20 protein-coding genes, 1 tRNA gene and 1 pseudogene are annotated in these 24,899 nt (G+C 70.8%); 10 read left to right on the plus strand and 12 right to left on the minus strand.

The features are described from left to right. Window positions 1-9: 9 nt before the first annotated feature. Window positions 10-1,044 (minus strand): phosphotransferase family protein, encoded by a 1,035-nt coding sequence (locus VNG13_01885; GenBank protein HVA59271.1) that lies wholly within the window; start codon window positions 1,042-1,044, stop codon window positions 10-12. Window positions 1,045-1,404: 360 nt separating this feature from the next. Between VNG13_01885 and VNG13_01890 the strand changes: the two are divergent. Next, window positions 1,405-2,310: pseudogene (locus VNG13_01890) on the plus strand (hypothetical protein). Between the two features lie 16 nt (window positions 2,311-2,326). On the opposite strand, the gene VNG13_01895 reads toward VNG13_01890, so the two are convergent. From VNG13_01895 to VNG13_01905, 3 genes are read right to left on the minus strand one after another with little or no spacing between them, the layout of a single operon-like run. Next, window positions 2,327-3,553: a glycosyltransferase gene (locus VNG13_01895; GenBank protein HVA59272.1), complete on the minus strand. Its 1,227-nt coding sequence runs from the start codon at window positions 3,551-3,553 to the stop codon at window positions 2,327-2,329. Then, entirely contained in the window at window positions 3,550-4,482 is a 933-nt protein-coding gene (locus VNG13_01900; GenBank protein HVA59273.1) for an NAD-dependent epimerase/dehydratase family protein, read from the minus strand. Before VNG13_01900 ends, VNG13_01895 begins: the two co-directional genes overlap by 4 nt. Then, a complete protein-coding gene (locus tag VNG13_01905) occupies window positions 4,479-5,618 on the minus strand; it encodes a DegT/DnrJ/EryC1/StrS aminotransferase family protein (protein ID HVA59274.1) in 1,140 nt (379 codons plus the stop codon). Before VNG13_01905 ends, VNG13_01900 begins: the two co-directional genes overlap by 4 nt. 90 nt (window positions 5,619-5,708) lie before the next feature. On the opposite strand from VNG13_01905, the gene VNG13_01910 reads away from it, so the two are divergent. The 3 genes from VNG13_01910 (at window position 5,709) to VNG13_01920 (ending at window position 7,934) form a co-directional block, all read left to right on the plus strand. After that, window positions 5,709-6,167: a hypothetical protein gene (locus tag VNG13_01910; GenBank protein HVA59275.1), complete on the plus strand. Its 459-nt coding sequence runs from the start codon at window positions 5,709-5,711 to the stop codon at window positions 6,165-6,167. Between the two features lie 77 nt (window positions 6,168-6,244). After that, window positions 6,245-7,078 (plus strand): ABC transporter ATP-binding protein, encoded by an 834-nt coding sequence (locus VNG13_01915; GenBank protein ID HVA59276.1) that lies wholly within the window; start codon window positions 6,245-6,247, stop codon window positions 7,076-7,078. Further along, the gene (locus tag VNG13_01920; protein HVA59277.1) at window positions 7,071-7,934 is read left to right on the plus strand and encodes an ABC transporter permease; all 864 of its coding nucleotides are present in this window, start codon (window positions 7,071-7,073) and stop codon (window positions 7,932-7,934) included. Before VNG13_01915 ends, VNG13_01920 begins: the two co-directional genes overlap by 8 nt. 7 nt (window positions 7,935-7,941) lie before the next feature. Here the strand turns inward: VNG13_01920 and fahA are convergent, their stop codons facing one another. Both fahA and VNG13_01930 read right to left on the minus strand, forming a co-directional pair. Continuing rightward, window positions 7,942-9,165, minus strand: coding sequence for a fumarylacetoacetase (gene fahA / locus VNG13_01925; GenBank protein ID HVA59278.1), 1,224 nt, complete (start codon window positions 9,163-9,165; stop codon window positions 7,942-7,944). 21 nt (window positions 9,166-9,186) lie between these two features. Beyond that, window positions 9,187-9,771 carry a hypothetical protein gene (locus tag VNG13_01930; protein HVA59279.1) on the minus strand — a complete coding sequence of 195 codons (585 nt, stop codon included), beginning with the start codon at window positions 9,769-9,771 and terminating at the stop codon, window positions 9,187-9,189. 103 nt (window positions 9,772-9,874) lie between these two features. Here VNG13_01930 and VNG13_01935 point away from each other — a divergent pair, with 103 nt between their 5' ends. After that, window positions 9,875-10,555 (plus strand): Crp/Fnr family transcriptional regulator, encoded by a 681-nt coding sequence (locus VNG13_01935; GenBank protein HVA59280.1) that lies wholly within the window; start codon window positions 9,875-9,877, stop codon window positions 10,553-10,555. A 138-nt stretch (window positions 10,556-10,693) separates the two neighbouring features. Continuing rightward, entirely contained in the window at window positions 10,694-11,380 is a 687-nt protein-coding gene (locus VNG13_01940) for a VC0807 family protein (GenBank protein HVA59281.1), read from the plus strand. An 82-nt stretch (window positions 11,381-11,462) separates the two neighbouring features. On the opposite strand, the gene VNG13_01945 is transcribed toward VNG13_01940, so the two are convergent. Then, the gene (locus VNG13_01945; GenBank protein ID HVA59282.1) at window positions 11,463-12,116 is read right to left on the minus strand and encodes an ACT domain-containing protein; all 654 of its coding nucleotides are present in this window, start codon (window positions 12,114-12,116) and stop codon (window positions 11,463-11,465) included. Next, a complete protein-coding gene (locus tag VNG13_01950; GenBank protein HVA59283.1) occupies window positions 12,113-12,346 on the minus strand; it encodes an Lrp/AsnC ligand binding domain-containing protein in 234 nt (77 codons plus the stop codon). Before VNG13_01950 ends, VNG13_01945 begins: the two co-directional genes overlap by 4 nt. Window positions 12,347-12,708: 362 nt before the next feature. Here VNG13_01950 and VNG13_01955 point away from each other — a divergent pair, with 362 nt between their 5' ends. Both VNG13_01955 and VNG13_01960 read left to right on the plus strand, forming a co-directional pair. Then, entirely contained in the window at window positions 12,709-15,927 is a 3,219-nt protein-coding gene (locus VNG13_01955) for an LPXTG cell wall anchor domain-containing protein (protein HVA59284.1), read from the plus strand. 85 nt (window positions 15,928-16,012) lie between these two features. After that, window positions 16,013-18,955 (plus strand): beta-galactosidase, encoded by a 2,943-nt coding sequence (locus VNG13_01960; protein HVA59285.1) that lies wholly within the window; start codon window positions 16,013-16,015, stop codon window positions 18,953-18,955. A 102-nt stretch (window positions 18,956-19,057) separates the two neighbouring features. Here the strand turns inward: VNG13_01960 and VNG13_01965 are convergent, their stop codons facing one another. Together VNG13_01965 and VNG13_01970 are read right to left on the minus strand one after the other, a co-directional pair. Beyond that, window positions 19,058-20,158 (minus strand): ice-binding family protein, encoded by a 1,101-nt coding sequence (locus VNG13_01965; protein ID HVA59286.1) that lies wholly within the window; start codon window positions 20,156-20,158, stop codon window positions 19,058-19,060. 226 nt (window positions 20,159-20,384) lie between these two features. Next, window positions 20,385-20,458: transfer RNA gene (locus VNG13_01970), tRNA-Thr, on the minus strand. A 63-nt stretch (window positions 20,459-20,521) separates the two neighbouring features. Here VNG13_01970 and VNG13_01975 point away from each other — a divergent pair. Continuing rightward, window positions 20,522-21,988, plus strand: coding sequence for an NAD(P)/FAD-dependent oxidoreductase (locus VNG13_01975; GenBank protein HVA59287.1), 1,467 nt, complete (start codon window positions 20,522-20,524; stop codon window positions 21,986-21,988). A gap of 22 nt (window positions 21,989-22,010) precedes the next feature. Here the strand turns inward: VNG13_01975 and VNG13_01980 are convergent, their stop codons facing one another. After that, window positions 22,011-22,556: a methyltransferase domain-containing protein gene (locus tag VNG13_01980; protein HVA59288.1), complete on the minus strand. Its 546-nt coding sequence runs from the start codon at window positions 22,554-22,556 to the stop codon at window positions 22,011-22,013. 24 nt (window positions 22,557-22,580) lie between these two features. Here VNG13_01980 and VNG13_01985 point away from each other — a divergent pair, with 24 nt between their 5' ends. Further along, complete coding sequence (locus VNG13_01985; GenBank protein ID HVA59289.1) at window positions 22,581-24,044, plus strand: hypothetical protein; 1,464 nt, start codon at window positions 22,581-22,583, stop codon at window positions 24,042-24,044. Here the strand turns inward: VNG13_01985 and VNG13_01990 are convergent. After that, entirely contained in the window at window positions 23,999-24,826 is an 828-nt protein-coding gene (locus VNG13_01990; GenBank protein HVA59290.1) for a class I SAM-dependent methyltransferase, read from the minus strand. The two genes, VNG13_01985 and VNG13_01990, sit on opposite strands and share 46 nt — an antisense overlap. Window positions 24,827-24,899 lie beyond the last annotated feature (73 nt).

Genomic DNA, 24,899 nt, shown 5'->3' on the forward strand with positions numbered 1-24,899 from the left:
GGCGACGGGTCAGTCCGGAAGACCGCCGATCGCGGCCCGCGCCGCCTCGGCCAGGCCGGTGATGGCGGCCGGCATCTGGGTGGCGATGCTGCCGGCCTGACCCATGTCGCCGGACGCGTACCTGATGTAGACGCCTTGCAGGATGCAGGCGAGCTTCCAGTACCCGAAAGCCATGTAGTAGGGGATGGCGGAGACGTCGCGGCCGGTGATCCGGGCGTACCGCTCGATCAGATCGGCTCGGCTCGGGAAGCCGGCGGCGAGCGTGGGTTGGCCGAGGCTGCCGCCTGCCTCGTCGCCCGGCTCGGACCAGTAGACCATCATGATCCCGAGATCGGCGAGGACGTCGCCGAGGGTGCACAGCTCCCAGTCGAGAACCGCTCGAATTGCGCCGTCGGGGCCGACGATGCAGTTGTCCACCCGGTAGTCGCCGTGCACGATCCCGCTGGTCTGCTGGGCCGGGACCCGCGCGGACAGCGTGGTGTACACCTCGTCGATCGCCGGCAGCTCGCGATCCTTGGACCGCTGCCATTGGCCGTACCACCGGTCGAGTTGGCGACTGATGTAGCCCTCGCGCCGACCGAGATCGCCGAGTCCCACCGATTCGGGGTCGATCGCGTGCAGCGCGGCCAGCACCTCGATGAGCTGTTCTCCCGCCACGGCCCGCTCGGCCTCGCCGATCATCGATTGGGCGGCGGCCGTGTCACGCAGCACGAAACCGTCGACGAAGTCCATGACGAAGAACGGGGCCCCGTTCACGGCCAGGTCCGGGCAGATCCCGACGGTGGGGGGCACCGGAACCCGGCTGCCGGCCAGCGCGGAAATGATCCGGTGCTCCCGCCCCATGTCGTGCGCGGTCGGTAGCACGTGGCCCAACGGGGGGCGGCGGATCACCCACTGTCGCCCGGTGTGGTCACGGGCCAGGTAGGTGAGGTTCGAATGCCCGCCGGCGATCAGCTGGTAGTCCACGGGCGGGACCAGGCCGGGCAGCCGCTCGGCGAGCCACGCCGTGACCCTGGCGCCGTCGATCCCAGGGGACTCGGTCATGGCAGCAGTCTGCCGCACCCCTGGCGGGCCTCGGCCGGGGCCCGAAACTCGCGAGTGTGCAATTTCCGACATCCGACCACGCTCAGCGCCCCCCGAAAGCTGTCGGAAATTGCACACTCGCGGGCCGCACCGGGCTGCGGCCCCTGGGACGATGGCGGGACCGTGGACGTCGACTCGCTACTCGCCCCGGCCGCGGGGGCACTGCTCGCCGAGGTCATGCAGGTCCCCGACACCCCGGCCGCGCAGCTCGCGGCCGGCACCAGGTTGCGGCGTCGTTTCCCGGCCGGGCTCGTCGCAGCCGCCTTCGCCCAGGCCGGGCTGCGCCGGCGGGCGGCGACCAAGTTCGACCGCTGGGAGCGGATGTGGTTCACCGCCGACGGACTCGAGCAGGCCAGCGCGGAGCCACTCGCCCGGCACCGGGCCCGGCGCTTCGACGGCGCCGACCGGGTGGTCGACCTGTGTTCGGGGATCGGCGGGGACCTGCTGGCCCTCGCCGAGGGCCGAGCCGCGCTCGCGGTCGACCGTGATCCGCAGGTCCTCCGCCTCGCCGTGCGCAACGCCGAGGTCTACGAGGTGGCCGGCGCCATCAGCACGGCGGTGGCAGACGTCGGGGACGTTGCTCTCGACGGGGCGGTCTTCGTGGATCCGGCCCGGCGCCGGGCCGGGCGCCGGCTGCCCGCCGGCACCAGCGAGCCCAGCCTCGGCTGGTGCCTGGAGTTGGCCACCCGGGTCCCCCACGTGACGATCAAGGCGGCACCGGGGCTCCCCCGCGACCGGGTGCCCGCTGGCTGGGAGCTGGAGTTCGTCGCGCTGGGCACCGCACTCAAGGAGGCGGTGCTGTGGTCCCCCGCCTGGTCCGGCAGCCGGCGCCGGGCCAGCGTGCTGCCGGCGACCGCCGCCGGTCGGCGGCTCGCGCCGCCGGCCGCAGAGCTCACCGGAGACGGGTCCGAGACGGTCCCGGTGGGTGATCCGGGCGCCTACCTGCTCGACCCGAACCCGGCGGTGACCCGGGCCGGACTGGTCGGAGCGCTCGGGGCACGTCTCGGCGCCCGGCAGATCGACCCGGAGATCGCCTTCCTGTGCACGGACGCCCCGGTCCGCACGCCGTTCGCGCGGTTGCTGCGGATCGACGACAGCCGGCCCTGGCACCTCGCCGACCTCACCCGGGAGATCCGACGCCGCGAGATCGGGGGGCTGGATCTGCGTCGGCGGGGGCTCGCCGGGGACGTCGAAGACCTGCGGCGCCGGCTCCGCCCGCGCGGGCCGCACCGGGCGACCCTCGTCATGACCCGAAGAGGCGACCGCCCCTGGGCGCTGCTCTGCTCGGAACCGGACCCGGACCCGCACCCGCACCCGGACCCGCACCCGAACCCGGACCCGCACCCGGACCCGCACCCGGACCCGCATCCGGAGTGAGGATCCCCAGCCGAGCTAGCCCCGCACCGAGCCCGGCCTCCCAGGCCGCCCGGGTCCGCGGCTCCGGCGGCGCCACCCGGGAGGCGCGGTCGAGGGCAGCCAGGGCGGATCGGGTCAGTCCGGCCGGATCCGGCGACGTGACGTCGGCGTGGCCGATTTCGAGTTCATGTTGGAGGTTGTCCCGACCGTGGCCGGCGACGACGTCGATGAGTAGCAGTGGCCGACCGATTGCCCGGGCTTCCGCGCAGGTGTCCCCGGAGGAGGTGACGACCAGATCGGCGGCGGCCATGAGCTCGGGGATCCGGTCGGTGAAGCCGAACGGGTGGATCCGGGGCTGGCCGGCTGCGGCCGCGCGCAGCCGCGCCTCCAGCCGATGGTTGCGCCCGGCGACCGCGAGCACTTCGACCCCTTGCGCCGCGAGCTCGGCGGCGGCGTCGGCCAGCGGACCGAGTCCCCACGCGCCGCTCATGAGCAGCGCGGTCGGCGCCTCGGGGGGAACCTCGAGCCGGGTCCGGGCCTCGGCCCGGTCGGGTGCGGCGTAGAACGCGGTCCGCACCGGCGGCGGGACGACCGCGACCGCCGCCGTCGGCTCGAACCTCCGCACCGCCGCCGCCGCCACCTCGGAGGTCACCAGGTAGAGCTCGATGCCCGCGTGCACCCAGAGTCGGTGCGGTGTCGCGTCGGTGCAGAGCACGGCGGTGCGGGTGGCCGGGAATTCCGCCTTGAGCCGGCCCGTCGCCGATGCTCCGGTCGCGAACACCGCGACCACCAGGTCGGGTGCCCGCTCGGTCAGGGCCGCACGCAGCCGGGGGACCACCCGGCGGGCCGCCGCCGAGTCGGTGAGCCGGGCCAGTCGGTTCCCGGTCCGCAGCGCGGCGAAGTGGTAGGCGTCGTAGACCCCGGGAACCGACAGCATCGCGCGGAAAACGGCTTCACCCGCCCGGCCACCGGCCTCGCCGAGCAGCAGCATCGCGTCGAGGGTGCTGGACTCCCAGCCGTGCGCGGCGAGGAACCCGGCGCACGCCTCGGCCACGACGTCGTGGCCCATCCCGATCGAGCCGGACAGCAGCAGGGCGCGGCGCGGCTGGTTCACTCCGCCGACCGGACGGCCAAGGGCTGCTGCGCCCGGTACCACTCGAGGTAGCGCCGCACCCCCTCGCGGAACGAGGTGGTCGGCCGCCAGCCGAGCAGGGCAGCGGCCTTGTCCGCGGACACCGAACGCCCGGTGTAGTCACCGGGCCGACCCGGGACCTGCTCGACCTCGACGTGACCCACCAGATCGGTCACCGTGTCGACGAGCATCCGCACCGAAATCGGCTCGGCCCCTTCCAAGGCGAATACCTGATCCTCGGCCGTGTCCGCCAGGGCCGCGACATGCGCGTCGGCGAGGTCTTCGACGTAGAGGTAGTTGCGGAACTGGCTGCCGTCGCCGGCGATTGTCAACGGCTCGCCGGCCAAAGCCTTCTGGACGAACCTCGCGACGACCAGCTCGTCGCGCATCCGCGGGCCGTATGGGACGCCGTAGCGCAGGATCGTGAAGTGCTGGTCGTAGAGCTCGCGGTAACTGTGCACGACAAGTTCGGCGGCGAGCTTCGTCGACGTGTACAGGTGTCCGGCACGAGCGAGGTCGATCGGCGAGTCCTCGCGCAGCGGTCCGGCCCCCTCCGTTGCCGCGCCGTACACCCACACCGTGCTGGCCAACACCACCCGCTGTACCCCGCAGGCCCGCGCCGCCTCGAGCACCGCGGTCGTCCCGACGACATTGAGCGCGACGGTGCGCATCGGATACCGGTGGGCCTCGTCGACGTTGGACATCCCGGCTAGATGGAAGACGACCTCGCAACCCTCGACCGCGCGAACGACCGCGTCCCGGTCGGTGACGTCGCATTCGACATAACGAGCCCCCCCGCTCGACAACCCGATCGACTCATCTAGCACGAGAACGTCGTGTCCCGCCGCGACGAGCCGATCCACGACGTGGGAACCGATGAAGCCGCAACCACCGGTGACGACGGTGTTCATGGCGCCCCGCGGCCCGCCATGTCTGCGACTTCGACGAGGAAGTGGTCGAGAACGTAGTCGGCTTCCTGCTCGGTCATGTCCGAGTGCAGGGGCAGGCAGACCTGACGGGCGCAGACGTCCTCGGCCACCGGGAACTCGCCGCCGTAGCCCTCGAATACCGGCTGACGGTGCAACGGAAGTTCGTAGACCTCACCGGACAGGGTGATGTCGTGGTGTTCGCGTAGCCGCTTCTTCAACTCGGTGCGGTCGATGTCCCCCGGCAACAACACGATGTACTTGTAGTAGTTGGATCGGCAACGGTCGGGGATCGGCAGCGACCGCAGACCGTCGATTGCGGAGCCCGCCACCCCGGCGTCGTAGCGACGGGCCACCCGACCGCGATGAGCGACGAATTCTTCGAGGCGTCGCAGGTGCACCGCACCGACGGCGGCGTGCAGTTCGCTCATCCGCCAAGCGTGGCCGAGCCGGATGTGGACGTTGCCGAGGAATCCCGCTTTCCCCTGGTCCCGGTAGACCAGAGCCTCGTCCCGCAGCGCGGCGTCATGGGTGAGGATCAGGCCGCCCTCGCCGGTCGTGACGACCTTGGTGGGATAGAAGGAGAACGCGGCGGCTACCCCGAAGCTGCCGGCGAACCGCCCGTCCATGGTCGAGCCGTGGGCGTGGGCGGCGTCTTCGACGAGCGCCACGCCGCGGGCCGCGCAGATCGCCCGGATCGCGTCGGCGTCCGGGCTGATCAACCCACCGACATGCACGAGGACGACGGCAGCGGTGTCCTCGGACAGGACGTTCTCCAGGGTGGCTGGCGAGAGGGCCAGGGTGTCCGCGTCGACGTCGGCGAAGACCGGCCGCGCACCGGCGTGCAGGACCGCGCCGGCGGTGGCGTAGAAGGTGTTCGCGGGGACCACGACCGGCCGGTCGGCGACCCCGACGCTGCGCAGGATGATCTCGAGGGCGGCGGTCCCGCTCGACACGGCCACCGCATGCGGAGCGGCATGCGCGACCGCGAAGGCCCGCTCGAACTCCATGGTGTGCGCGCCGAGCGTAAGCGCGCCCGACTCGAGCATCTCGACGACCGCATCCGCGACTTCCCGCCGGTCTGCTTCGGCGAAGACGATGCGTGCCGCGGGCACCTTCACCGCTTCGTCCCCATCCGATCGGCAACGCTTGGTCGCACGAGTGTAAGCAGCGCACGTTTGTCATTTGCGTACGTCTCCTACCCTCGACCCATGCTCCCCCCGCTCGCCCTGGCGCAGCTCACGACCCTCGTCATCGGCGCGTCCCTGCTCGGTCGGCTGCTCCTCGATCGAAGCGACTCCCCCGACGCCTCGATCGAGGAGGACGGCGATTCGGTTTCCGTCGTGCTGCACGGGTGGGACGCGCTGTGGGCTCAGCGGCGACGGGTGCGGGTTCGCCTCGACGACGTGCGGTCGGTGTGCGTCGAGCCGTTCGACCGGCTGCCGGCCACCGGCGTTCCGATTTGGGGGACGGTCCTGCCCGGCCGGCTGCGGGTCGGGACGTTCCTCGTTCGCGGGGAGCGCGAGTTCTGGGCGGCGCGCCGCCGTGGCGATCTCCTCCGGGTGGAGCTCGGTGCCGGCGCGCGCTGGGACCGCCTGCTCGTGCAGGTCAGCGACCCCAACGCCACCGCGATCGCCCTGCGTAGGCGGGCGGCCCCCGCGCTGGGGTAGCCGCTTCGAACCCGATCGCTTGACAGCGAGCCCATTCCCCTATTCCCTAGTGAGTCAATTGAGTTTATCGGGATGAGGTGGGTGACCGGGATGGGGTGCGGTACGTGACCGGGATGACCGCCACCGATGAGCTCCCCGACTCCGCGGCCGGCCGACCCGGGGCAGCGGAGTTCGCCATCTCCGTCCGGGCCGCGACGAAGACCTTCCGCGGCGCGCATGGGCCGGTCGCGGCCCTGGATCGGATCTCCCTCGACGTCCGTCCCGGCGAGTTCGTCTGCCTGGTCGGTGCCTCCGGCTGCGGGAAGAGCACGCTGCTTTCCCTGGTCGCGGGGCTGGACCAGCCGACATCGGGGACCGTCGAGAGCCACGGCCTGCGGGTCTCCTTGCTCTTCCAGGACGCCGCGCTGTTCCCCTGGCTGACCGCGGGGCAGAACGTGGAACTGGCGTTGCGGCTGGCCGGCCGGCCCCGCCGCGAGTGGCCGGCCGCGATCACCGGGCTGATGGCCACCGTGCGGCTCGAAGGCTTGCAGGCGCGCCGACCGCACGAGCTGTCCGGTGGCATGCGCCAGCGGGTGGCGCTGGCTCGGGCCCTCGGCCAGCGGGCCGACGTACTGCTCATGGACGAGCCGTTCGGGGCACTCGACGCGATGACCCGGGACCTGCTGCACGACGAGCTCGAGCGGATCTGGTTGGACACCGGGGTCACCGTGCTGTTCGTTACCCACAACGTCCGGGAGGCCGTTCGACTCGGTGACCGGATCCTGCTCCTGTCCAGCCGACCCGGTCGAGTGGTCGCCGAGTTCGCGGTGCCGCATCGCCGGCCCAGGCGGATCGACTCCCCCGAGGTGGCCACCCTGGCGGCTACGGTCACCGACCGGCTCCGCGCCGAAGTGCGCCGGCATGGTGGCTGATCCCACCCTGGCCGCGCGGAATCTCGCCGGCCTGGACGAACTCGAACTGCCCCGGGAGCCCCCGCGCCGCAGGACGTCGCGGGCGTGGTCGTCAACCTGGCCCAAGTTGGCGGCGATCGTGATCGCGGTCGGCGCCTGGCAACTCGTGGTCGCGAGCCACTGGCGCCCGGACGGAATCCTGCCGGGCCCGGGCCCGGTGTTTTCCGACCTGTGGCGGCAGATGCACACGGCCGTCTTCTACGAGGAGATCGGGACCACGATGCGCCGGGCCGTTGTCGGTTTCGCGGCGGCGCTCGTCATCGGGACCGTGCTGGGCCTCGCCGTCTCCCGGGTTGGGGCGCTGCGAAGCGCGGTCGGGTCGCTGATCACCGGCCTGCAAACCATGCCGTCGATCGCCTGGTTCCCGCTGGCGATCCTGTTGTTCGCTCCGTCCGAGGGCGCGATCCTGTTCGTCGTCGTTCTCGGCGCCGCCCCGGCCATCGCGAACGGGCTGATCTCCGGCGTCGACTACGTTCCCGCCCTGCTGCTGCGGGCCGGGCGGGCGCTCGGAGCAAGCGGCCTTCGCCTCTACCGGCACGTGGTGCTGCCGGCGGCGCTGCCGGCCTACGTCAGCGGCCTCAAGCAGGGTTGGGCCTTCGCCTGGCGCAGCCTGCTGGCCGCCGAGCTGCTCGTCGCCATCGCGCACCGCCCCTCGCTCGGTCTGGTGCTCCAGCACGAGCGCAACGTCAACGACTCGACCGGGCTGCTCGCGACGATGATCGTCATCCTGGCCCTCGGGATCGGCGTCAACGCCCTGTTCAACCGGGTGAACACGGTGATCCGACAGCGTTGGGGGGTAGCCGGCGACGGGGGCTGAACAACGCTCAGGCCGGCGCCGGACGGATCCGCCCAGCCACCTCGCCGAAGCCGATCCGGGTCCCGTCCGGGCCCGGCGCCGACCCGGTGATCACCACCGAGTCCCCGTCCTCGAGGAAGCTTCGGCTGCTCCCGTCGGAGAGGCTCAGTGGTGACTGCCCGTTCCAGGTGAGCTCGAGCAGGGAGCCCCGCTCGTCGGGTTCGGTGCCGCTAACCGTGCCGGACGCGTACAGGTCGCCGGTGCGTACCGAGGCCCCGTTCACGGTGAGGTGGGCGAGTTGCTGGGCCGCGGTCCAGTACATGCCGGCGAACGGGGGGTGCGACACCAGGTCGCCGTTTACGCGGATCTCGAGGGAGATGTCCAGCGCCCACGGGTCGGCGTCGTCCTCCAGGTATGGCAGCGGAGCCGGGTCCCTCCGCGGGGGCCGGACCCGGGCGGCGGACAGCGCGGCGAGCGGAACCAGCCAGGGTGACACCGAGGTGGCGAAGGACTTGGCGAGGAACGGGCCGAGCGGCACGGTTTCCCAGGCCTGGAGGTCGCGCGCCGACCAGTCGTTGAGCAGGCAGGCACCGAAGACGTGGTCGGCGAAGCCGGGCACCGGGATCGCGGCGCCCCACATCGAGGGCTTGCCGACCACGAAGCCCACCTCCGCTTCGATGTCGAGCCGGGTCGACGGCCCGAAGGTCGGGCGTTCCGCCCCCGCCGGCCGGCTCTGCCCGCGCGGGCGCACGACCGGGGTACCGGACACCACCACCGTGCCGGCCCGGCCGTGGTAGCCGATCGGCAAGTGCTTCCAGTTCGCAGACAGCGGTTCCTGGTCGGGCCGAAAGATCCGGCCGACGTTGGTTGCATGCGCTTCGGACGAGTAGAAGTCGACGTAGTCCCCGACCTGATAGGGCAGGTGGAGGTCGACTTCTCCGATCGGGACCAGATACGGCTCGACGTGTGCGCGCTCGTTATGGTCGATGAGCAGCCTGGTGATCCGACTGCGCGCGGCGGACCAGACTTCGGGTCCTTGCGCCATGAACCCGTTGAGCGTCTGGCCGGCAAGGCTCGGCGGGAGATCCGCGACCGGGACCAGGCCGGCCAGGTCCAGGACGTACGAACCGATCGCGACGGCGAGCCCGCGACGGGCGTCGGTTTCGCCTCGCCGGCTGAACCGGCCGTAGGGCAGGTTCTCCGCACCGAACAGCGAGCCGTCCGCGCCGGGGACCCAGCTCCGCAGCGGCACCCGGCGGACTTTACCCGCCGGTCAGTAGCCGCCGTATCCGCCGCCGGAGCTGCTGCTCGTCGTGGCGCTCGGCGCCGCTGCGGTCAGCGCGGCCCCCGCCGAACTCACGACGTACCAGGTGCCGCCGAAGCTCACGATGCCCTCGCCGTTGGTCTGGGCGTTGCCGCTGTCGCCGGCGAAGGTGTACAGCGGCATCCCGTTCGCGACGATCTGGAGTTGGCTGCCGCGGGCGAGGGTCGTGAGTTGAGCCGTGACCCCGGCCCCTGCCGTCACGGTGGTCGTTCCGGCGGGAACGGTCGCGAGCTTCCAGACGCTCAGGCAGCCGCCGACGCAGGCGAGGTGACCCGGCCGGTCGTCGGACAGCTCGTAGAGCGTGCGCCCGTGGGAGTCGACGAGCGCCCCACCGATTGAGGTGGTCGCGCTGGCGACCGGGGGCGTCGACGCGCTGGCGACCGGGGGCGTCGACGCGCTGCCACCCGTGCCGACCGACGCGCCCGCCCCGCCGCACGCGGCGGCGAGCAGACCGACCCCGGCCAGGCCAATGCCCAGCGATGAGTGGGCTCCCCGACGGCGCGGGCCGGGGATGCGGGCAGGCGTGAACCTCATGTGTGGCGTCATACTCCGGAACACGCGCGGCGGCAAGGCCCGGTTCGCCGCGCCACCGAGCCCCCCCGGGCGGGATGGCAGTGCGAGCGTTCGGAGGGCGGCGGTGAGCGGGATCACGCGCTGGGCGCTCGAGCAGACCATGCTCCTCGGCGGCCTCGACGAGACGACCCTGGACCGGCTGGCCCAAGCCAGCTCGACCCGCCGTTACGGACGCGGCCAGCGTGTCGTGCGCGATGGCGACCCGGGCGGGGACCTGCTCGTCGTGGCGGAGGGCCGGATCAAGGTCGTGACCCGGTCAGCGGACGGGGGGAATCTGCTGCTCACGGTCGCCGTCCCGGGGGACAGCCTCGGCGAGATTTCCCTGCTCGATCTGGAGGCGAGATCGGCGACGCTCGAGGCGGCCGAACCTTCGGTGGTCATCACGGTGCCCGGCCCGGTGATCCGGGAAGCAATCCGGTCCGCCCCCGATCTCGCCGAGGACCTGCTGCGCCAACAGGCGGCGCTGATCCGCCGGCTCGCCGGGCCGTCCGCCGACCTTGTCTTCCTCGACCTTCCGCACCGGGTGGCGGCGTATGTGGTCGATCGGGCCAACCGGGACGGGCGGGTCGACCTCGGGCTGTCCAACGCCGAGCTGGTCGCCGCCGTCGGCGAGGCGCGGCAAAGCATGGACGCCGCGCTGCGCGGGTTCCAGCGCCGGGGGTGGATCCACGTCGAGGATCGCGTCGTGACGGTTCGCGACCGCGCCGCCCTGGCCGGCTACGCCGCCGCCGAGGCCACCCCGTAGGCGACAGACGACTCGGGATGCGCGTACGGTGGACAGCGAGCCGCGCTGCGACTCGCTGGGTGGCTAGGTCCAAGTCCCGACGTCGACGCCCGGGCCTCTATTCCGAGAGAGTCCCACATGCGCCGCATCAATCTTCGCGTGCCTGTCCTGACCGCGGCGGTGGGTGAGCGACAACAGCCCTTGCGTGGGCTGTCCACCCTGCGTGCCATCGGGCGGCACTCGCTGCCCAACGTCGTCGAGGCCACCGTCGCGCCCACCGTGCTGTTCTACATCGGCTACGGGCTGTTCGGCATCTGGCCCGGGCTGATCGCCGCGTTGGCCTGGGCCTACGCCATGGTCGTTCGCCGACGTATGGCCCGTCGGCGAATTCCCGGCCTGCTCATCCTGTCGGTGGTCGGACTGACCGCCCGCACGGCGATCGCCTTCGCGACCGGGAGCACCTTCCTCTACTTCGTGGGCCCGATCCTCGGCACGGTCGTCGTCGCCGCGATGTTCTTCCTGTCCACGCTCACCGACACCCCGCTGGTCGACCGGCTGGCCGCGGACTTCTGCCCGTTGGCCCCAGCGGTGGCCGCCCGGTTGGGGATTCGCCGGTTGTTCCGCCGGCTCACCGTCATGTGGGGCGTGATCAACCTCGCGAACGCCGGAGTGACCTTCTGGCTTCTGCTCAGCCTGCCGGTGGGGGCCTTCGTCGCGCTCAAGGCCGTCACGGCTGGCGGCATCACCTGGGGAGGCGTGGCGATCACCGTCGCCTGGTCGTTGCGGGTGGCTCGCCAGGAACGGCTCGTCCATCACGGCGGCCTGTTCGCGGCGGCGGCCGCCTAGCGAACTCGGCTCGTGCCGCGGCGGTACCCGCCCGTTGGTCGTGGCATGACGGGTTCGGTCCCGTCAGGAGCAGCGACCCGTCTCAGCGCGCCGGCACCGAGAGGAGCTGCCCCAGTCGGCTGCGGCAGTCCAGGACCGCGACGAGACGGTGGAGCTCCGTAGCGGTGAACCGCACGGCATAGGGCCTGGCCGCCATCACGACATAGGACGGTTCCGGCGAGTCCGGCGCGGCCACCACCCACACCCCCGATCCCGCCTCCTCGCCCCCGGCGCCCAGTGGCTCGGGGGGCTGGGTGAGGCGCTCCACGACTGGACGCCCGGTACGGATCGCGTGCACGCCGATCGGCCATTGCAGGGCCTCCTCGAGGGTCAGCACGTGCACGGGATCGATCCCGGTGAGCAGCCGCACCCCCGTCGCCAGCGAACTCCGGCGCCGCGGTGCCTCCAAGGTTGCCGTCACCCAGGTCAACGCGGTGACCGTTGGGTCACCGCGCATGTCGCATGCGGCGATGGACAGCAACTCCGCGCCTGCCCCCGCCAGCACCGGCCCCAGATCCGAATGGGCCGGCAGCCGGGCGACCTGAACGACGATCTCGTCGACCGCTCGGCTGCCCTCCACCTCGTGGATCGAGACCTCGACCACGTTCAGCCCCTTGACGGCCAGCACCCGGCTGACCGCCGCCAGCGCTCCTGGATGGTCGGGCAGCTCGATCCGCAGCCGGGCGAACGTCGTCATCGGGCCACCGACCGGCACAGGCACAACCGGGCCAGACCCGGAGCCCGCTGCACCGCTTCGATCGCATGGCGTTCAGCTAGCGGGTCCGGGCAGTCGACCCGGCCGATCACGTCGTACGGGCCGGAGGTGACGGTCGCCTCCACGACGGCCGGGATGGCGCTGATGGTGGCGGCCAGCGTCGCGGCCGTGCCGGTTTCGGCCTGCAGCAGCAGGATCATCGAGTTGCCCACGCCCTCGAGCATCCGGCCGCCCGGTCACGTCACGCTTTCGAGCGTGAAACGAACATGTTTCGGATCGCGCCCGCGATGGCCCCCCGGTGGCTGCCCTCGGCGGCGGGCCGATGGGGTTCGGCCCCGCCGGGCCAACTGACCGGCGCGAGTGGGCGGTTCACCCGGGGCGGACCGCCCGCTCGATGGCCGGGGCGCACAATCGCCGCCCGATGGACCGGGTGACCGAGCCCCGCCCCGTCTCGCCAACGCCGACCGCCGCTACCTCCCAGGCCGAGAGGTCGCTTTCCGATTAGGCTGCCGCCGAGATCCGACCGATTGGGGTGGCCATGCGCAGGCGGAACACCAGGCGATCCGGTACGTCGATGGTGTGCCGGCGCGGGGCGACTCTCGTCGTCGGGCTCGCGGCTGTCGCGGCGGCCCTGGTTTCCCCGAACAGCCTCCCGACCCTGTCCACGCATACCAGCAGGATCGGATGTCCGGCCGGCACCGCCGCCGGAGAGAAGTCGGTTGCTGCCATCGCGGCGGGCCGGCCGACGTGTTCCGCACTCGGTGGGCCGGAGGCGTTCACCGAGCAGGCCGCCAACGCCGCGCAACTTCAGGCCCGGACCACCGCGCCATTCGCCACGAGTGCGCCGGGGGCGTACGCGGCCGGACTCGCACAGGCCGAGCGGCTGCCCGCGGCGGGCACCGTGCCCGGTAGCGGCAACGCCTGGACGCTCTACGGCAAGTCGCCGGAGTGCGCCGCGCCATCCACCCAGTCCTCCGTCTGCGCCGCCAACGACTCGGCGAACGGCAGCTACTCCCAGGTCGGCGCCCTCGGCTTCCGCACCTTGTCCGGCCGGGTCTCGAGCTTCGCGGCCGACCCGGCCAACCCGAACCGGCTGTGGGCCTCCCCAACCGCCGGCGGGGTCTGGGAGTCCGACAACGGTGGCTCCAGCTGGTTCTCGATCGGGGACGGGTTGCCGACCCAGGTGGTCGGCGCCATCGCCTACGACGCCACGTTCCACCGGCTTCTCGTCGGCACCGGTGACAATTCCTTCGGTGGCGACGGCATCAGCGGTCACGGGCTCTTCTACAGCGACAGCGACGGAAGTTCCTGGGCGCAGGCGGGCGGCGTGCCCGACCTGGCCCTGAGCTTCCGGGTTGTGGTCTCCCCGGCAGACAGCAGCGGGCGGACCGTCTACCTGGCCAGTAGCAAGGGGCTGTTCCGCTCCACGGACGGCGGTTCCTCGTTCGTGAACGAGAACCTGCAAACAACTCCGCCCGGGTATTCCCCGAACTGCGCCGGCAACACGACCACCCCGCTGTGCTTCTTCGCCAACGACGTGACCGACGTGGTGGTCAAGGCAACGGGCTCCGCGAACGCGCCCGCCGGTTCGGTCATGGCCGTGGTCGGCTGGCGAGCCGGCGCGGAGGCGGACGTGAACCCCGACGGCACCACCAACACCAGCTGCCGGCTGAACGGCTCGCCCACCCCCTGCCTGCAGGGTCCGCGCAACGGGCTCTACATCTCCCACACCGGCGTTCCCGGCTCGTTCGCCTACCAGGACCAGGGGGCCACCCAGCCCACCACCCAAGGTTTCGCGCCTGATCCGGTCGTCGGACGGACCGCCCTCGGGATCGCCAACGGGCCCGGCCAAAGCTCCGACGCGGTCTACGCCATCGTCGAGGACGCGACCAAGTTCCAGGGTTGCCCGGACGCACTCGACGCCGGAGTGAACCCGGTCTGCAACTCCACCGTCGTCGGATTGGGCATCGCGACCTACCTGGACGGCATGTACGCGACCTATGACTTCGGGCACAGCTGGACGAAGATCCTGGACTACACGCAGACGAAGTACCCCGGTACGAACAGCAGCATCGCGGCCTTGCCGGGGTACAGCCCGGGCGTCCAGTCCTGGTACAACTTGTGGGTCCAGCCGGATCCGTCGACGCATGACGCATCGGGCCACCCCACCCGCGTCCTGTTCGGACTCGAGGAGGTGTGGGAGAACAACCTCACGGTCCCCGGGGTGCTCAGCGACCCGTGGCAACTGCATCAGACACCCGCGCCGGGCGTTGCCCCGTGGCGCGTGATCGGACGGTATTGGAACGCCTGCTCGGAGCTCAACACCGGAATCCCGTGCAACCCGGACCTCAAGTCGAACCCGATCCCGGGCAGCACGACACACCCCGATCAGCACGCCGTGCTGTTCGTGCCAGACCGCTCCGGCGGCGGGGAGACGCTCTACGTGGGGAGCGATGGCGGCGTCTTCAAGCAGCACATCGCGGCCGGCGGCGACTTCTCCAACGACAGCTGGGGCGACGGGCAGAACATCGGGTTGTCCTCGTTGCAGCCCTACGACGCCGAAATGTCCAAAGACGGGACCGTGGTGTCCGGCTTGCAGGACAACGGCGAGGAGAAGACCACCCCGAGTGGTCAGGAGTACGAGATCTACGGCGGCGACGCGTTCTTCAACACGATCGACCCGGACAACAGCCAGAACATGATCGAGGAGTACACGTACGGCGCGCTCGCGATGACCAACGACGGAGGCGCCAGCTGGTTCCCGTGGGGGGAGACGAACAGCTGCAGCTCGTCAACCGGATTGTTCTCGACACCGATCGAGCAGGATCCGACCATGCGCGGCCACGTGGTCGTCGGTTGCGGCGGAGTCCAGGAGGCCGTCAATGCCTACGCGAACCCGTGCGCCGTCCCCCCAGGTGCGCCGGCCTCCACCTGCCAGTTGATCAATATCCCGTTCACCACCGTGTTCAATCTCGGCAACGCCCCGTCCGGCACCCCGTACGTTCCGTCCGCCCTGGCCGTTCGCGGCGCGAACATCTACGTCGGCTTCTGCGGCTACTGCGACGTGGTGGTCGGGGGACTGCCGTTCCGTAGCGGCCTTGCGACCAACGTCGGCGGTTCCCAGCCGCCGGCGATCGGGACGGGCAACGGGTGGCATCTCCTGAACCCCACCTGCTCGGGCTGCGGCACGCCGGACGGCAAACTGCCGCAGCGCTACATCACGTCGATCCAGATGGATCCCGCGAACCCGAAGACGGTCTACCTGACCATGGGCGGCTACGGCCGGCGCTGGATTCCACCGGGCGCGCTCGGCGACGACACGAGCCATCTCGGCGTCGGTCATCTGTTCGTGTCCTACAACGGCGGCCAGTCGTTCACGAACATCTCCGGCAATCTGCCGGACGTGCCGGCGAACTGGACCCTGCTGCACAACGGGAACCTCATCGTCGCCACGGACCTCGGTGTCTACATCGATCCACCGAGCGCTTTGGGGCAATTCTCGGTGCTCGGCACCGGACTGCCCCGAGTGCCGGTATTCACCCTCCGCGCCGATCCGGGGAACGCGAACCTGCTGCTCATCTCGACCTACGGACGCGGTGACTGGACCTACCGGTTCCCGGGCTCCGTGTCCGGAACCGGTAGTGGCCACACCGGATCGAGCAGCGGCGGCGGGGCGAGCACCGGCGGCGGCTCCCTAGCCAACACCGGCGAGCAGATCGGCATCCCGATCGGAGGGCTCATTCTCCTCGTCGGGAGCCTCGCCCTCTACCGCCGGCGTCGCAATATCGGGTGAGGCCATGCATCGGGGGCCGGACACGCTCGAAGGACAGTCCGGACGGAGCGCAGGGCCCATCCTTGCTTGTTGACGGCGGGTGAGCATGTCCGAGCGGGTCAGCGGCCGGGCCACCTGGTGGAACCGCGACCTGACCCGCCGTCGGTTGCTCGAGGGCACCCTGCAAGTCGGCGCACTGGCGGCCGGTTCGCTGGCATTCGACGCGGCACCGGTCCGCGCCTCCATCACGTGCGGAGGTTCGGCCGGAACGGCGGGCATGGGCCCGGTGTTCGGCGCCGAGTTGCAGTATTTCCGGATGCGCCCGAGCTACATTCCGGCGCGGTTGGACCTGTGCCAGCAGGCGGCGTTCACCACGATCCAGTCCTACGTGGCATGGAACGTGCACGAGTACCTGCCCGGCCAGTTCGACTTCACCGGCAGGACCCACCCGGTACTGCCCGACGATCACGCCGACGAGTACCAGATCGAGACCCCCGCCCAGGAGCTTCAGGACGGGGGGATCATCGGAGGCGTCGCGAACACCGACCTGCACGGTTTCCTCGGCATGTGCCGGGAACGGGGCTTCCGGGTGATTCTGCGTCCGGGGCCGTTCATCTCCGATGAGTGGCGCAACGGGGGCCTCCCGGATTGGTTGCTGCTGGCCGGGTATCCACAGATCTATGAGCGAGGGCCGGACGGATCGGCCCTGACCCCAGGGTTCCCGTTCAGCCCTCCGGCGGGCGTGGTCACCGGCGGTGGACCGCTTTTCTACTTTCCTTCGCCCAGCTACGCGTCGAGCTCCTACCTGGCCTCCGCGCGCGCCTGGTTCGCGGCCTTCGCCGCGTTCATCAGGCCGTGGCTCGCCAGCGCGGGCGGCCCCGTGGTGAACATCCAGGTCGACGACGAGTCATGCTTCTACTACCGATTCGGCCCGTTCGAGGTCGACTACCACCCGGAAATGATCGCCCGCTACCGGGCCGTTGAAGGTAGCTCACCACCGACCGCCTGGCCCCCACCGGCGGCGGGGGTCTCGAGTCTGCGTCCGGCCTTCGCCTGGCAGAGCTTCAAGGCGGCGCAGGTAACCGCCTTCCTCGCCACGTTGGCCGCGGACCTCCGCGCCAGCCGCGTCGATGTTCCAGTCACGCATGAGTTGGAGCTGACGTTGGCGCCTCCGGCGGACATGGCACGGGACGCGGCGCACGTCCAGCTCAACCCGGAGCTTTACGTAGGCGGCACCGATCCATGGACGCTGCCCTGCAACGAACTGTGCGCGCTCGCCGCTCGGGCGGCCCAGCGCAACCGAGGCGTCCTATGGGCGACCGAGATGGAGAACGACAACATCGTCCTGTACGACCTCCTTTTCGGGGAGGGGATTCTCGGGGGCCTGCAGTTCACCTACACCGCGGGCGTTCCCGACGGCGCCCTCGGAGATCTCGGCCGGTTGGGTCGAACCCTACGAACCGCCGGTGAGCGACTTGGCGCCGCCATCCGCCGACCGGACGTCGCGATCATCTGGGACAACGCCTTGACCCGCGCCCCCTACAGATCGCAGCGGTGGGGGTTCCGCACCGACGTCCGCAATGTGATCGAACGCGACGTGCCGGCACTAGCCACCCTGCTGATCCGGGGCGGCTTCGCCTTCGACCTGCTCGACGCCGATGCCGCGGAGGCCGCGGACTACCGGGATTACCCGACCGTGTTCCTGGCGGCCGCCGACATCCTGCCCCGGCGCGTCCAGGAGCACCTCGTGGCCTACGTCGCCGCCGGTGGAAGGCTGGTGTGCTGGCCGGCGCCACCCAACCTCGACGAGGACCTGAATCCGTGCACGATCCTCGCCGATGCGTTGTACTTCCAGCCGCGGCGAACCTTCTACCCGGCCGACGCTCAGCAGGTGCGCGTGCTCGGCGTTCTGGTGAGCACGTGGCGGGGGGTGAGCACTTACCGGCTCGGCCCCCATGCCCGTTCCATCGCCAGCCGGGGCGGTGAGTCCTGTGGCTACGCGTTCCCTTACGGCCACGGTGAGGCCCTGTTGTTGGGCTCCTGGCTTGCGGCCGACTCGATACCGGGACGGGCCGGTTCCGTTCTGCAAACCCAGGCGCTGCCCACCCCGATCGGGGCGCCTGCGGCGGCGCGGGCACTGGCCGAGCAGTTCCTCGGCCCGGCGGTTGTCGCACTGGTGCCGAACACGTTTCCTGGCGGCCCGGCGCAGACGCTCCTGGTGTACGACTACACCAACGAGCGCCGCGGTGGAGAGGTCATCACCGGCGGTGCCCTCGCCTACTGGGACGGCGAACAAGTCGTCGGCCTCGCCGAGTTGAACACGACCCAGACGGGAGGCGGGGCCAGCCGGCTCCCGTTCCGGCCGGTGCAGGAGGCACATCTGGAGGTCATCCGCGCTCTTGCCAACGTTCATCCGCAGATACAGAGCAGTGACGCGCGGGTGCAGGCAAGGATTCTGGACGCCCCCACCTCGGGCACGGCGACGGTGATGGCAGCCAACCGCGGTGACACGCCCGTCGAGACCGTGCTCACCACGACCTTGTCCGGCAAGGTCATCCGGCTGCCGACCGAAGGCACCCTCAGGCTGCCCCCGGCCACCGCCGTGCTGCTTCCCCTCGGCTACGAGCTTGCGCCGGGCGTGGTTGTCGAACAATCGAGTGCCCAACTCGTCTCCGCCGACCCGGGCCCGGGTTCGATCACGCTCCGCTTGTGGGCGCCCGCGGGCGGCGAACTCGTGATCCGGCTGCCGGCGTCACCGGATCGCGCCACCCTCGGCGGTCGGGCCATCGCCCTCAGCCCGCAGGGACGACCACCCGGCGGCCTGGTTCGGATTGCACTACCCGCCGGCGACCTCGTGCTCGAGCTGACCTGGACGGCCACGGCTGCGACCTGCGCGACGGGCCCGGGCCCAGCCCGCGCGGACACCCGGCGCTTGCCAGCCACCGGCACTCGCACGTCCCTGCCGGTCCTCGGGGCGGTCGGGCTGGGCATCGGCGCATGGCTGCGCTGGCTGCGGGAGCGGGAGCCAAACGACGGCTGGCATCCGTAGCCGGCTAGCCGAATTCAGCTCCGCGCGGGGCGCGGTGGCCGCGAGGCGCCGCCCGGCGTCGGGTGTGGCGCGCGTTCGGTCGCGAGGTCGGCCGCTATTCGCTTAGGCCCGGTGCCGACGAAACCGACTAGACCGCGTGCTGGGCTTGGTGCGCGGATCTGCGACTGCCGGATGCCCGGCAGCCAGCACGATAAGAGCACCCAGCATGAGCGCCAACAGTCCGACGATCACCGGGAGGCCCACCGGTTCGCCGGTCCGCGGGAGCCCCACCCCGGGGCCGGCCGACCCGCCGCCGCCGACAGATCCGTTCGTCGTGGACAGCCCGGGGAGGGCTGGCGCCGAAGGGGGGATCGCTGTCGAGGAGGTGATCGAGGCTGCGGGGATCGCGGACGTCGTGGGAGCCGCCGAGCCCATCGGGGTCGCGGACGCCGTCGGAGTCGCCGAGGCCGTCGGAGTCGCCGAGGCCGTCGCGCTCACGCAGTTCGGGCGGGTGACGCTGTTGGAGTCCAGGGTGACCGCACCGTTGCGCGCGAGCAGACGCCCGGCTACCGAAGCGCCGGTGTCGGCGGTCACCGAGGTCAGCGCCAGGATGCTGCCCACGAATACGGAGTTGGTGCCAAGCGTCGCGGAGCTTCCTACCTTCCAGAATACGTTGCAGGCGCTGGCCGAACCGATGAGCGAAACAGCGCTCGCAGAGCCGGTGATGAGCGTGCTGCCGGCCTGGAAGACGAACACGGCACTGGGGTCGCCCTGCGCGTCGAGGGTGAGTGTGCCGTTGAGGGCGAGGGTCGAGCCGGAATAGACGCCGGGTACCAGCGTTCGTCCGCCGAGGTCTGCTGTGACCGTGGCCGTGGGCGAACGACCGGCGGCATCGTTGTAGGCCGTGGTCAGGTCGGCTTGCGCCTTGGCCGCCACAGCATCGGCGATGTAGACGGTGCCATTACTCACCGTGCCTGGAGGGAAGCCGGTCACCGAGGTTCCCGGGCTCAGCCCGAGGTCACCACTGAGCGTCGACGGGCCGGTGTTGGTGACGGTGGTGTGCGCTAGCACCGCGAAGCTAGCGGCCGTCCCAAGTCCGACGGGCGCTTGGGCGGCATCCGCTGGGCCGCCGGCGAGGACCGTTAGGGCGAGGGTGACGGCGACCGTGATCCCGAGCCCAGGTACCAGAACCCGGGTGGGGAAACGCGCAAGCGGACCAGTCATCGGAGTGCCCCTCGGAGAGAGTTCCTGCGACCGGGATCCAGGGCCGACGCACGGCTGAATATGCCCGCTAAAGCGCAATATACTCCGGTTTCCCGAAAGTGGGGATCACGCCGACGCTCCCAACGAGCCGGCCACGGCGCAAACGCCCATTCCCGCGTGGTCCAATGCGGAGCGAAGTCCGCTTCGCGGTGAGGGCACGGATCAACCGGGCCACACCTCCGGTCAGAGCCGACGCTCGGATTTGAACCGAGAACCTGCCGATTACAAGTCGGCTGCGCTGCCAGGTTGCGCCACGCCGGCGAACGCCTCGATGGTACGGCCGGGCGCAGGCTCCCCCGTGTCCCCGTCGTTAGTCTCTGGCACATGCCCGGATCCAGTCCCATCGAGCGCGTAGTGATCGTGGGCGCCGGGCCGGCCGGTCTTACCGCTGCCTACGAACTGGGTCGACACGGCCGGACGGCGACCGTCCTGGAGTCGGACTCGGTCGTGGGTGGGATCGCCCGGACGGTGGAACGTGAGGGTTGGCGCTTCGATATGGGCGGGCACCGCTTTTTCACCAAGGTCGAGGCTGTGGAACGGGTGTGGCACGACATCCTCGACGACCGGGATTTCCTCCTCCGGCCGCGGATGAGCCGCATCTACTACCGCGGGCGCTTCTTCGACTACCCGCTGCGGCCCGCGAACGCGCTAAAGAACCTCGGGGTGGTCGAGGCGATCCGGTGCCTCGCCTCATACCTGTGGGTCCGGGTGCGACCCCCCCGGGATACCACGACGTTCGAGGGATGGACGGCCGCCAGGTTCGGTTGGCGGCTGTACCGGATGTTCTTCAAGACCTACACGGAGAAGGTGTGGGGTGTCCCGGCCACGGCGATCAGCGCGGACTGGGCGGCGCAACGCATCAAGAACCTCTCGCTCCTCAACGCGATCACCAGCTCGCTTCTCCCCCGACGCCGGAGCCGCACCCGAATCACCAGCCTGATCGAGCAGTTCCACTACCCACGCCTCGGACCCGGGATGATGTGGGAGCGCATGGCTGAACGGGTGCGGGAGCAGGGCTCCGAGATCCTTTTCGACAGCAAGGTCATGCGCCTGCATCGGACCGGAGACGTCGTCAGCTCGGTCACCGTCGACAGTCCCGCTGGCCCGTTCCGCGTCGAGACGGATCAGCTGATCTCCTCGATGCCGCTCGGCGACCTGGTCCTCGCGATGGATCCTCCAGCGCCCGAGCCGGTGCAGGCGGCGGCCCGCGGACTGTCCTACCGGGACTTCCTCACGGTGGCGCTGATCGTCCCGGCCGAGGACGGCTTCCCGGACAATTGGATCTACGTGCATGCCCCACGGGTCAAGGTCGGCCGGATCCAGAACTACGGGCGATGGTCCGCCGACATGGTCAAGGACGGCCTTACCTGCCTGGGCCTCGAGTACTTCGTCTTCGCGGACGACGAGCTGTGGTCTCTCCCCGACGACGAGTTGATCCGGCTCGCGGCCGGCGAACTGGCCATCCTCGGGTTGGTGGCGCCGGAGCGGGTCCAGCGTGGCTTCGTGGCGCGGATCAGATCGGCCTACCCGGTCTACGACGAGGGTTACCAGGAGCGGGTGGACGTCATCCGCGACTGGCTGCGCGCCGAGGTCCAGAACGTCCAACCGGTGGGGCGCAACGGCATGCACAAGTACAACAACCAGGACCATTCGATGTTGACGGCGATGCTGGCGGTGGAGAACCTCCAGGGCGCACGTCGCGACATCTGGTCGGTGAACGTCGAGGACGTGCACCATGAGACGGGACGCAGCGCTCCGATGCTCCGGAGGAGCCCCGCCCCCACCGGCTGACGTCCGCGAGCGCCGGGACCGACTACGGGGCCGCCCGGACCGGCCGGAGCACCGCCCACTGCGAGACCAGGCCGACGATCCGCCGCTCCACGACGACGAAATGCGGCATCCGGCGCACGTCCAAAAGGTGGCTGTGCGGGCTGGTCCGGCGTTGAAGGACTCCGGCTGCCTCACCGATCCGGCACGCCCAGTCCAGTCGAGGCACCGGCGTCGTCACCATCAGCCTCCCGTCCGGCTCGAGGAGATCGTACAGCACCTCACTGAACTCCCCGTGCTCGAGCACCTCGAACGCGATGATCACGTCGAAGCCGTGTTCGGGCAGCCCCAACGAGCGCCACGCTCGGATGTCGCCGACGATGTCCGCCGGCGGCCGGACGTCCACGCCGAGAACCCGGTGTCCGTGCCGAGCCGCCCAGCGGCCGACCCAGCCGTCGGCGCAACCCAGTTCCAGTATGGTGGCGCCCGGCGGAACCTGGTCGAAGAAGTAGCGCAGCTTGCGGTCCCGGGCGAGCCGACTGAGCCATGGGGATGGCCGGTCAGGTGCCGGCGTCGCGTCCCGGCTGGTCACAGACGCCATTGTCGGCGAGGGGGCATGGTGCGGGCAGCGACATCCGCGAAAAGCCAGGACCGGCTGCTTGCGCTCAGCGTCGCTCTCCTCGTCGGCGGGATCGGGTTCCTGTTCGCGCGGTCCCTTTACGACAACTACGACGGGTTCATCATGGGTGAGGTCGCCCGGAACATTCTGGGGCACCACTCCATCACGGTCGCGATCGATCCCTTGAAGATCAACACGCCGTACTCCTCCTACGGGCTCGGCATGTCCCTGCTCATGATCCCGACCCTCGCGCTCGGCAGGCTGGTGGGCGCCGGCGCGGCCGCCGGCATCATGGCGACCAACGCGTGGCTGCTGGGTGGGCTGGCGGCTGCCGTCTACGCGTGGTGCCGGTTGCGGGAGTGCACCCGCGTCTCGGCGTACGCGATCGCCCTGGCCGCCGCCCTCGGCGGCGGGCTGTTGCCGTACGCGAGCACCGGCTTCGGCGAGATCGCGCTCGGGCTGGCGATCACCATCGGCCTGCTGGGGATCACCGCCACCTCGCGGGGTTTGCGCTGGGGCCCGCCGGTGACCGGAGTGGCGGCCGGCGCGAGCGCGCTGATCCGGAGCGACTCCCTCGCCCTGGTCGTGCCGTGGCTCGTGCTCGGGGCGATCCTCGTCAGTCCGAAACGCCGGGAGACCGCCACCCGGCTGGCGCTCGCAGCGCTGCCCTTCGCCGGGCTGTGGGCCTGGTACAACGCCGCGCGCTACGGCGCGCCGTGGCGGCTCGGCTACGACGTCGGGGTCTTCGTTCTCAACCACTCCCTCGGCGCCGGTCTCTACGGCCAGATCCTGTCGCCGGGAAAGGGGGTGCTCTTCTTCGCGCCGCTGATGGTGGTCGCCCTGCTCGGCTGGCGTGCCGCCTGGCGGAGCAGCCGGGTGATCACCTTCGTGGCGAGCGGGCTGGTCGTGGAGCGGTTGCTGTTCTTCGCGGTCTACTGGGGCTGGTACGGCGGCGGAAGCTTCGGCCCACGCTACTTTCTCCCGGTCCTGCCAGTCATGACGCTCGGGCTCATCGAGCTCGCGCACCGGGGTTGGCGGCTCCGGGTTGCGCTTCGCCCGGTCGCGGTGGCACTGTCCGGCGCCAGCCTGCTGGTCGGGGTGGCCGGGGTGGCCGTCGACTACGAGCAGAACAGCCAGCTGCGCGCGCTGGCCCGAGCGATCCATCCCCGACCAGCCCAGACGAGGGGTCGCGCCTACATCGCATTGCTCGAAGAACCGGCGACGGAAGCGGCAATAGACCGCCGCCTCTTCGACTGGTCGACGTTCCCGGTCACCGACGAGATCGGCTCACTGGTCCGGGGGCGGGATATCGCCAGCGCGGCATTGGGCCCGTCCGGCCAAGGCTCCAGGCTCGCCATCACGCTCGGCCTGCTCGGCTGCGGGGGGGCGGCGGCTGCGGCAGCGGTTCGGGTCCGTCATCGCGGCACGTCCGGTGACGGGTCGAGGTCCACCAGCGCGTAGAGGTCGTTCCCCATGACCAGACGGGCAGGCCATCCCGCCGCGACCTTGGCCAGCAGCCTGATCAGCGGGTTGGTGGCCAACGCGGACGTCCATTCACTGGCGCCGGACCGCATCACGTCGCCATCCACCCAGGTGCGCGCGGTCAACCCGCTCTGGCGCATCAGCCGGCGCAGCGACAACGGATTGAGCTCGTTGGGGTGCATGAGCCCGCGTAGGCGGTTGTACTCGGCGAACCGCGCGAGCACCTCCGAGCGACCGAGCAGCCGCAGGGCGATGAGCAGCGGCGGCAGCACGAGACGGATGAACCAGGTGTTCGGCGCGGTGTGTACCAGGATGCGACCGCCTGGTGTGGTCACCCGCGCCGCCTCCCGCAGCGCCCGAACCGCCATCGGCCACGGCAGGTGCTCGATGACGTCACCGAGCAGCACCCGGTCGAAGGCACCGGCGGCAAACGGTAGTGCCACGGCATCGGCCTGGGCGACCAGGGCCCGTCCGGCTACCAGACCCCCGGCCAGCCGTGCGGCATCCCACGAATAGTCGACGCCGCAGACCTCGAACCCCCGGCGCAGGAGCTCGGCCACGACGTCCCCGCGACCGCACCCTAGGTCGAGCACGCGCTGGCCCGGGCGGATCGCCAGCAGGTCGATCTCCCTTTGCTTGACCAGCGAAACGGTGCCGGCCTGGAACGCCGGCAAGCCCTCCAGCGCTGGTGAGAGCAGGTACTCGGTGGAGTACAGCGTGGAAGGCGGCACGGTCTGGGTGGATCGTCGGTCGGGAAACATCGCAGCCCGCAGGATAAGGGCGCGGGCCGCCGCGGGCTGCGATCAGCGGCGCGTGCCCCAGCGGCAGTGGCCT

This window comes from Mycobacteriales bacterium (assembly GCA_035533475.1).
Lineage (GTDB): Bacteria > Actinomycetota > Actinomycetes > DATLTS01 > DATLTS01 > DATLTS01.

What these genes read in the sequence shown, in the direction of transcription:
- VNG13_01965 (HVA59286.1), bottom strand. Translation starts at nt 20,158, where the DNA reads ATGACTGGTCCGCTTGCGCGTTTCCCCACCCGGGTTCTGGTACCTGGG.
- VNG13_01910 (HVA59275.1), top strand. Translation starts at nt 5,709, where the DNA reads ATGCTCCCCCCGCTCGCCCTGGCGCAGCTCACGACCCTCGTCATCGGC.
- VNG13_01990 (HVA59290.1), bottom strand. Translation starts at nt 24,826, where the DNA reads ATGTTTCCCGACCGACGATCCACCCAGACCGTGCCGCCTTCCACGCTG.
- VNG13_01930 (HVA59279.1), bottom strand. Translation starts at nt 9,771, where the DNA reads ATGAGGTTCACGCCTGCCCGCATCCCCGGCCCGCGCCGTCGGGGAGCC.
- VNG13_01900 (HVA59273.1), bottom strand. Translation starts at nt 4,482, where the DNA reads ATGAACACCGTCGTCACCGGTGGTTGCGGCTTCATCGGTTCCCACGTC.
- VNG13_01975 (HVA59287.1), top strand. Translation starts at nt 20,522, where the DNA reads ATGCCCGGATCCAGTCCCATCGAGCGCGTAGTGATCGTGGGCGCCGGG.
- VNG13_01985 (HVA59289.1), top strand. Translation starts at nt 22,581, where the DNA reads ATGGTGCGGGCAGCGACATCCGCGAAAAGCCAGGACCGGCTGCTTGCG.
- VNG13_01955 (HVA59284.1), top strand. Translation starts at nt 12,709, where the DNA reads ATGGTGTGCCGGCGCGGGGCGACTCTCGTCGTCGGGCTCGCGGCTGTC.
- VNG13_01960 (HVA59285.1), top strand. Translation starts at nt 16,013, where the DNA reads ATGTCCGAGCGGGTCAGCGGCCGGGCCACCTGGTGGAACCGCGACCTG.
- VNG13_01945 (HVA59282.1), bottom strand. Translation starts at nt 12,116, where the DNA reads ATGACGACGTTCGCCCGGCTGCGGATCGAGCTGCCCGACCATCCAGGA.
- VNG13_01885 (HVA59271.1), bottom strand. Translation starts at nt 1,044, where the DNA reads ATGACCGAGTCCCCTGGGATCGACGGCGCCAGGGTCACGGCGTGGCTC.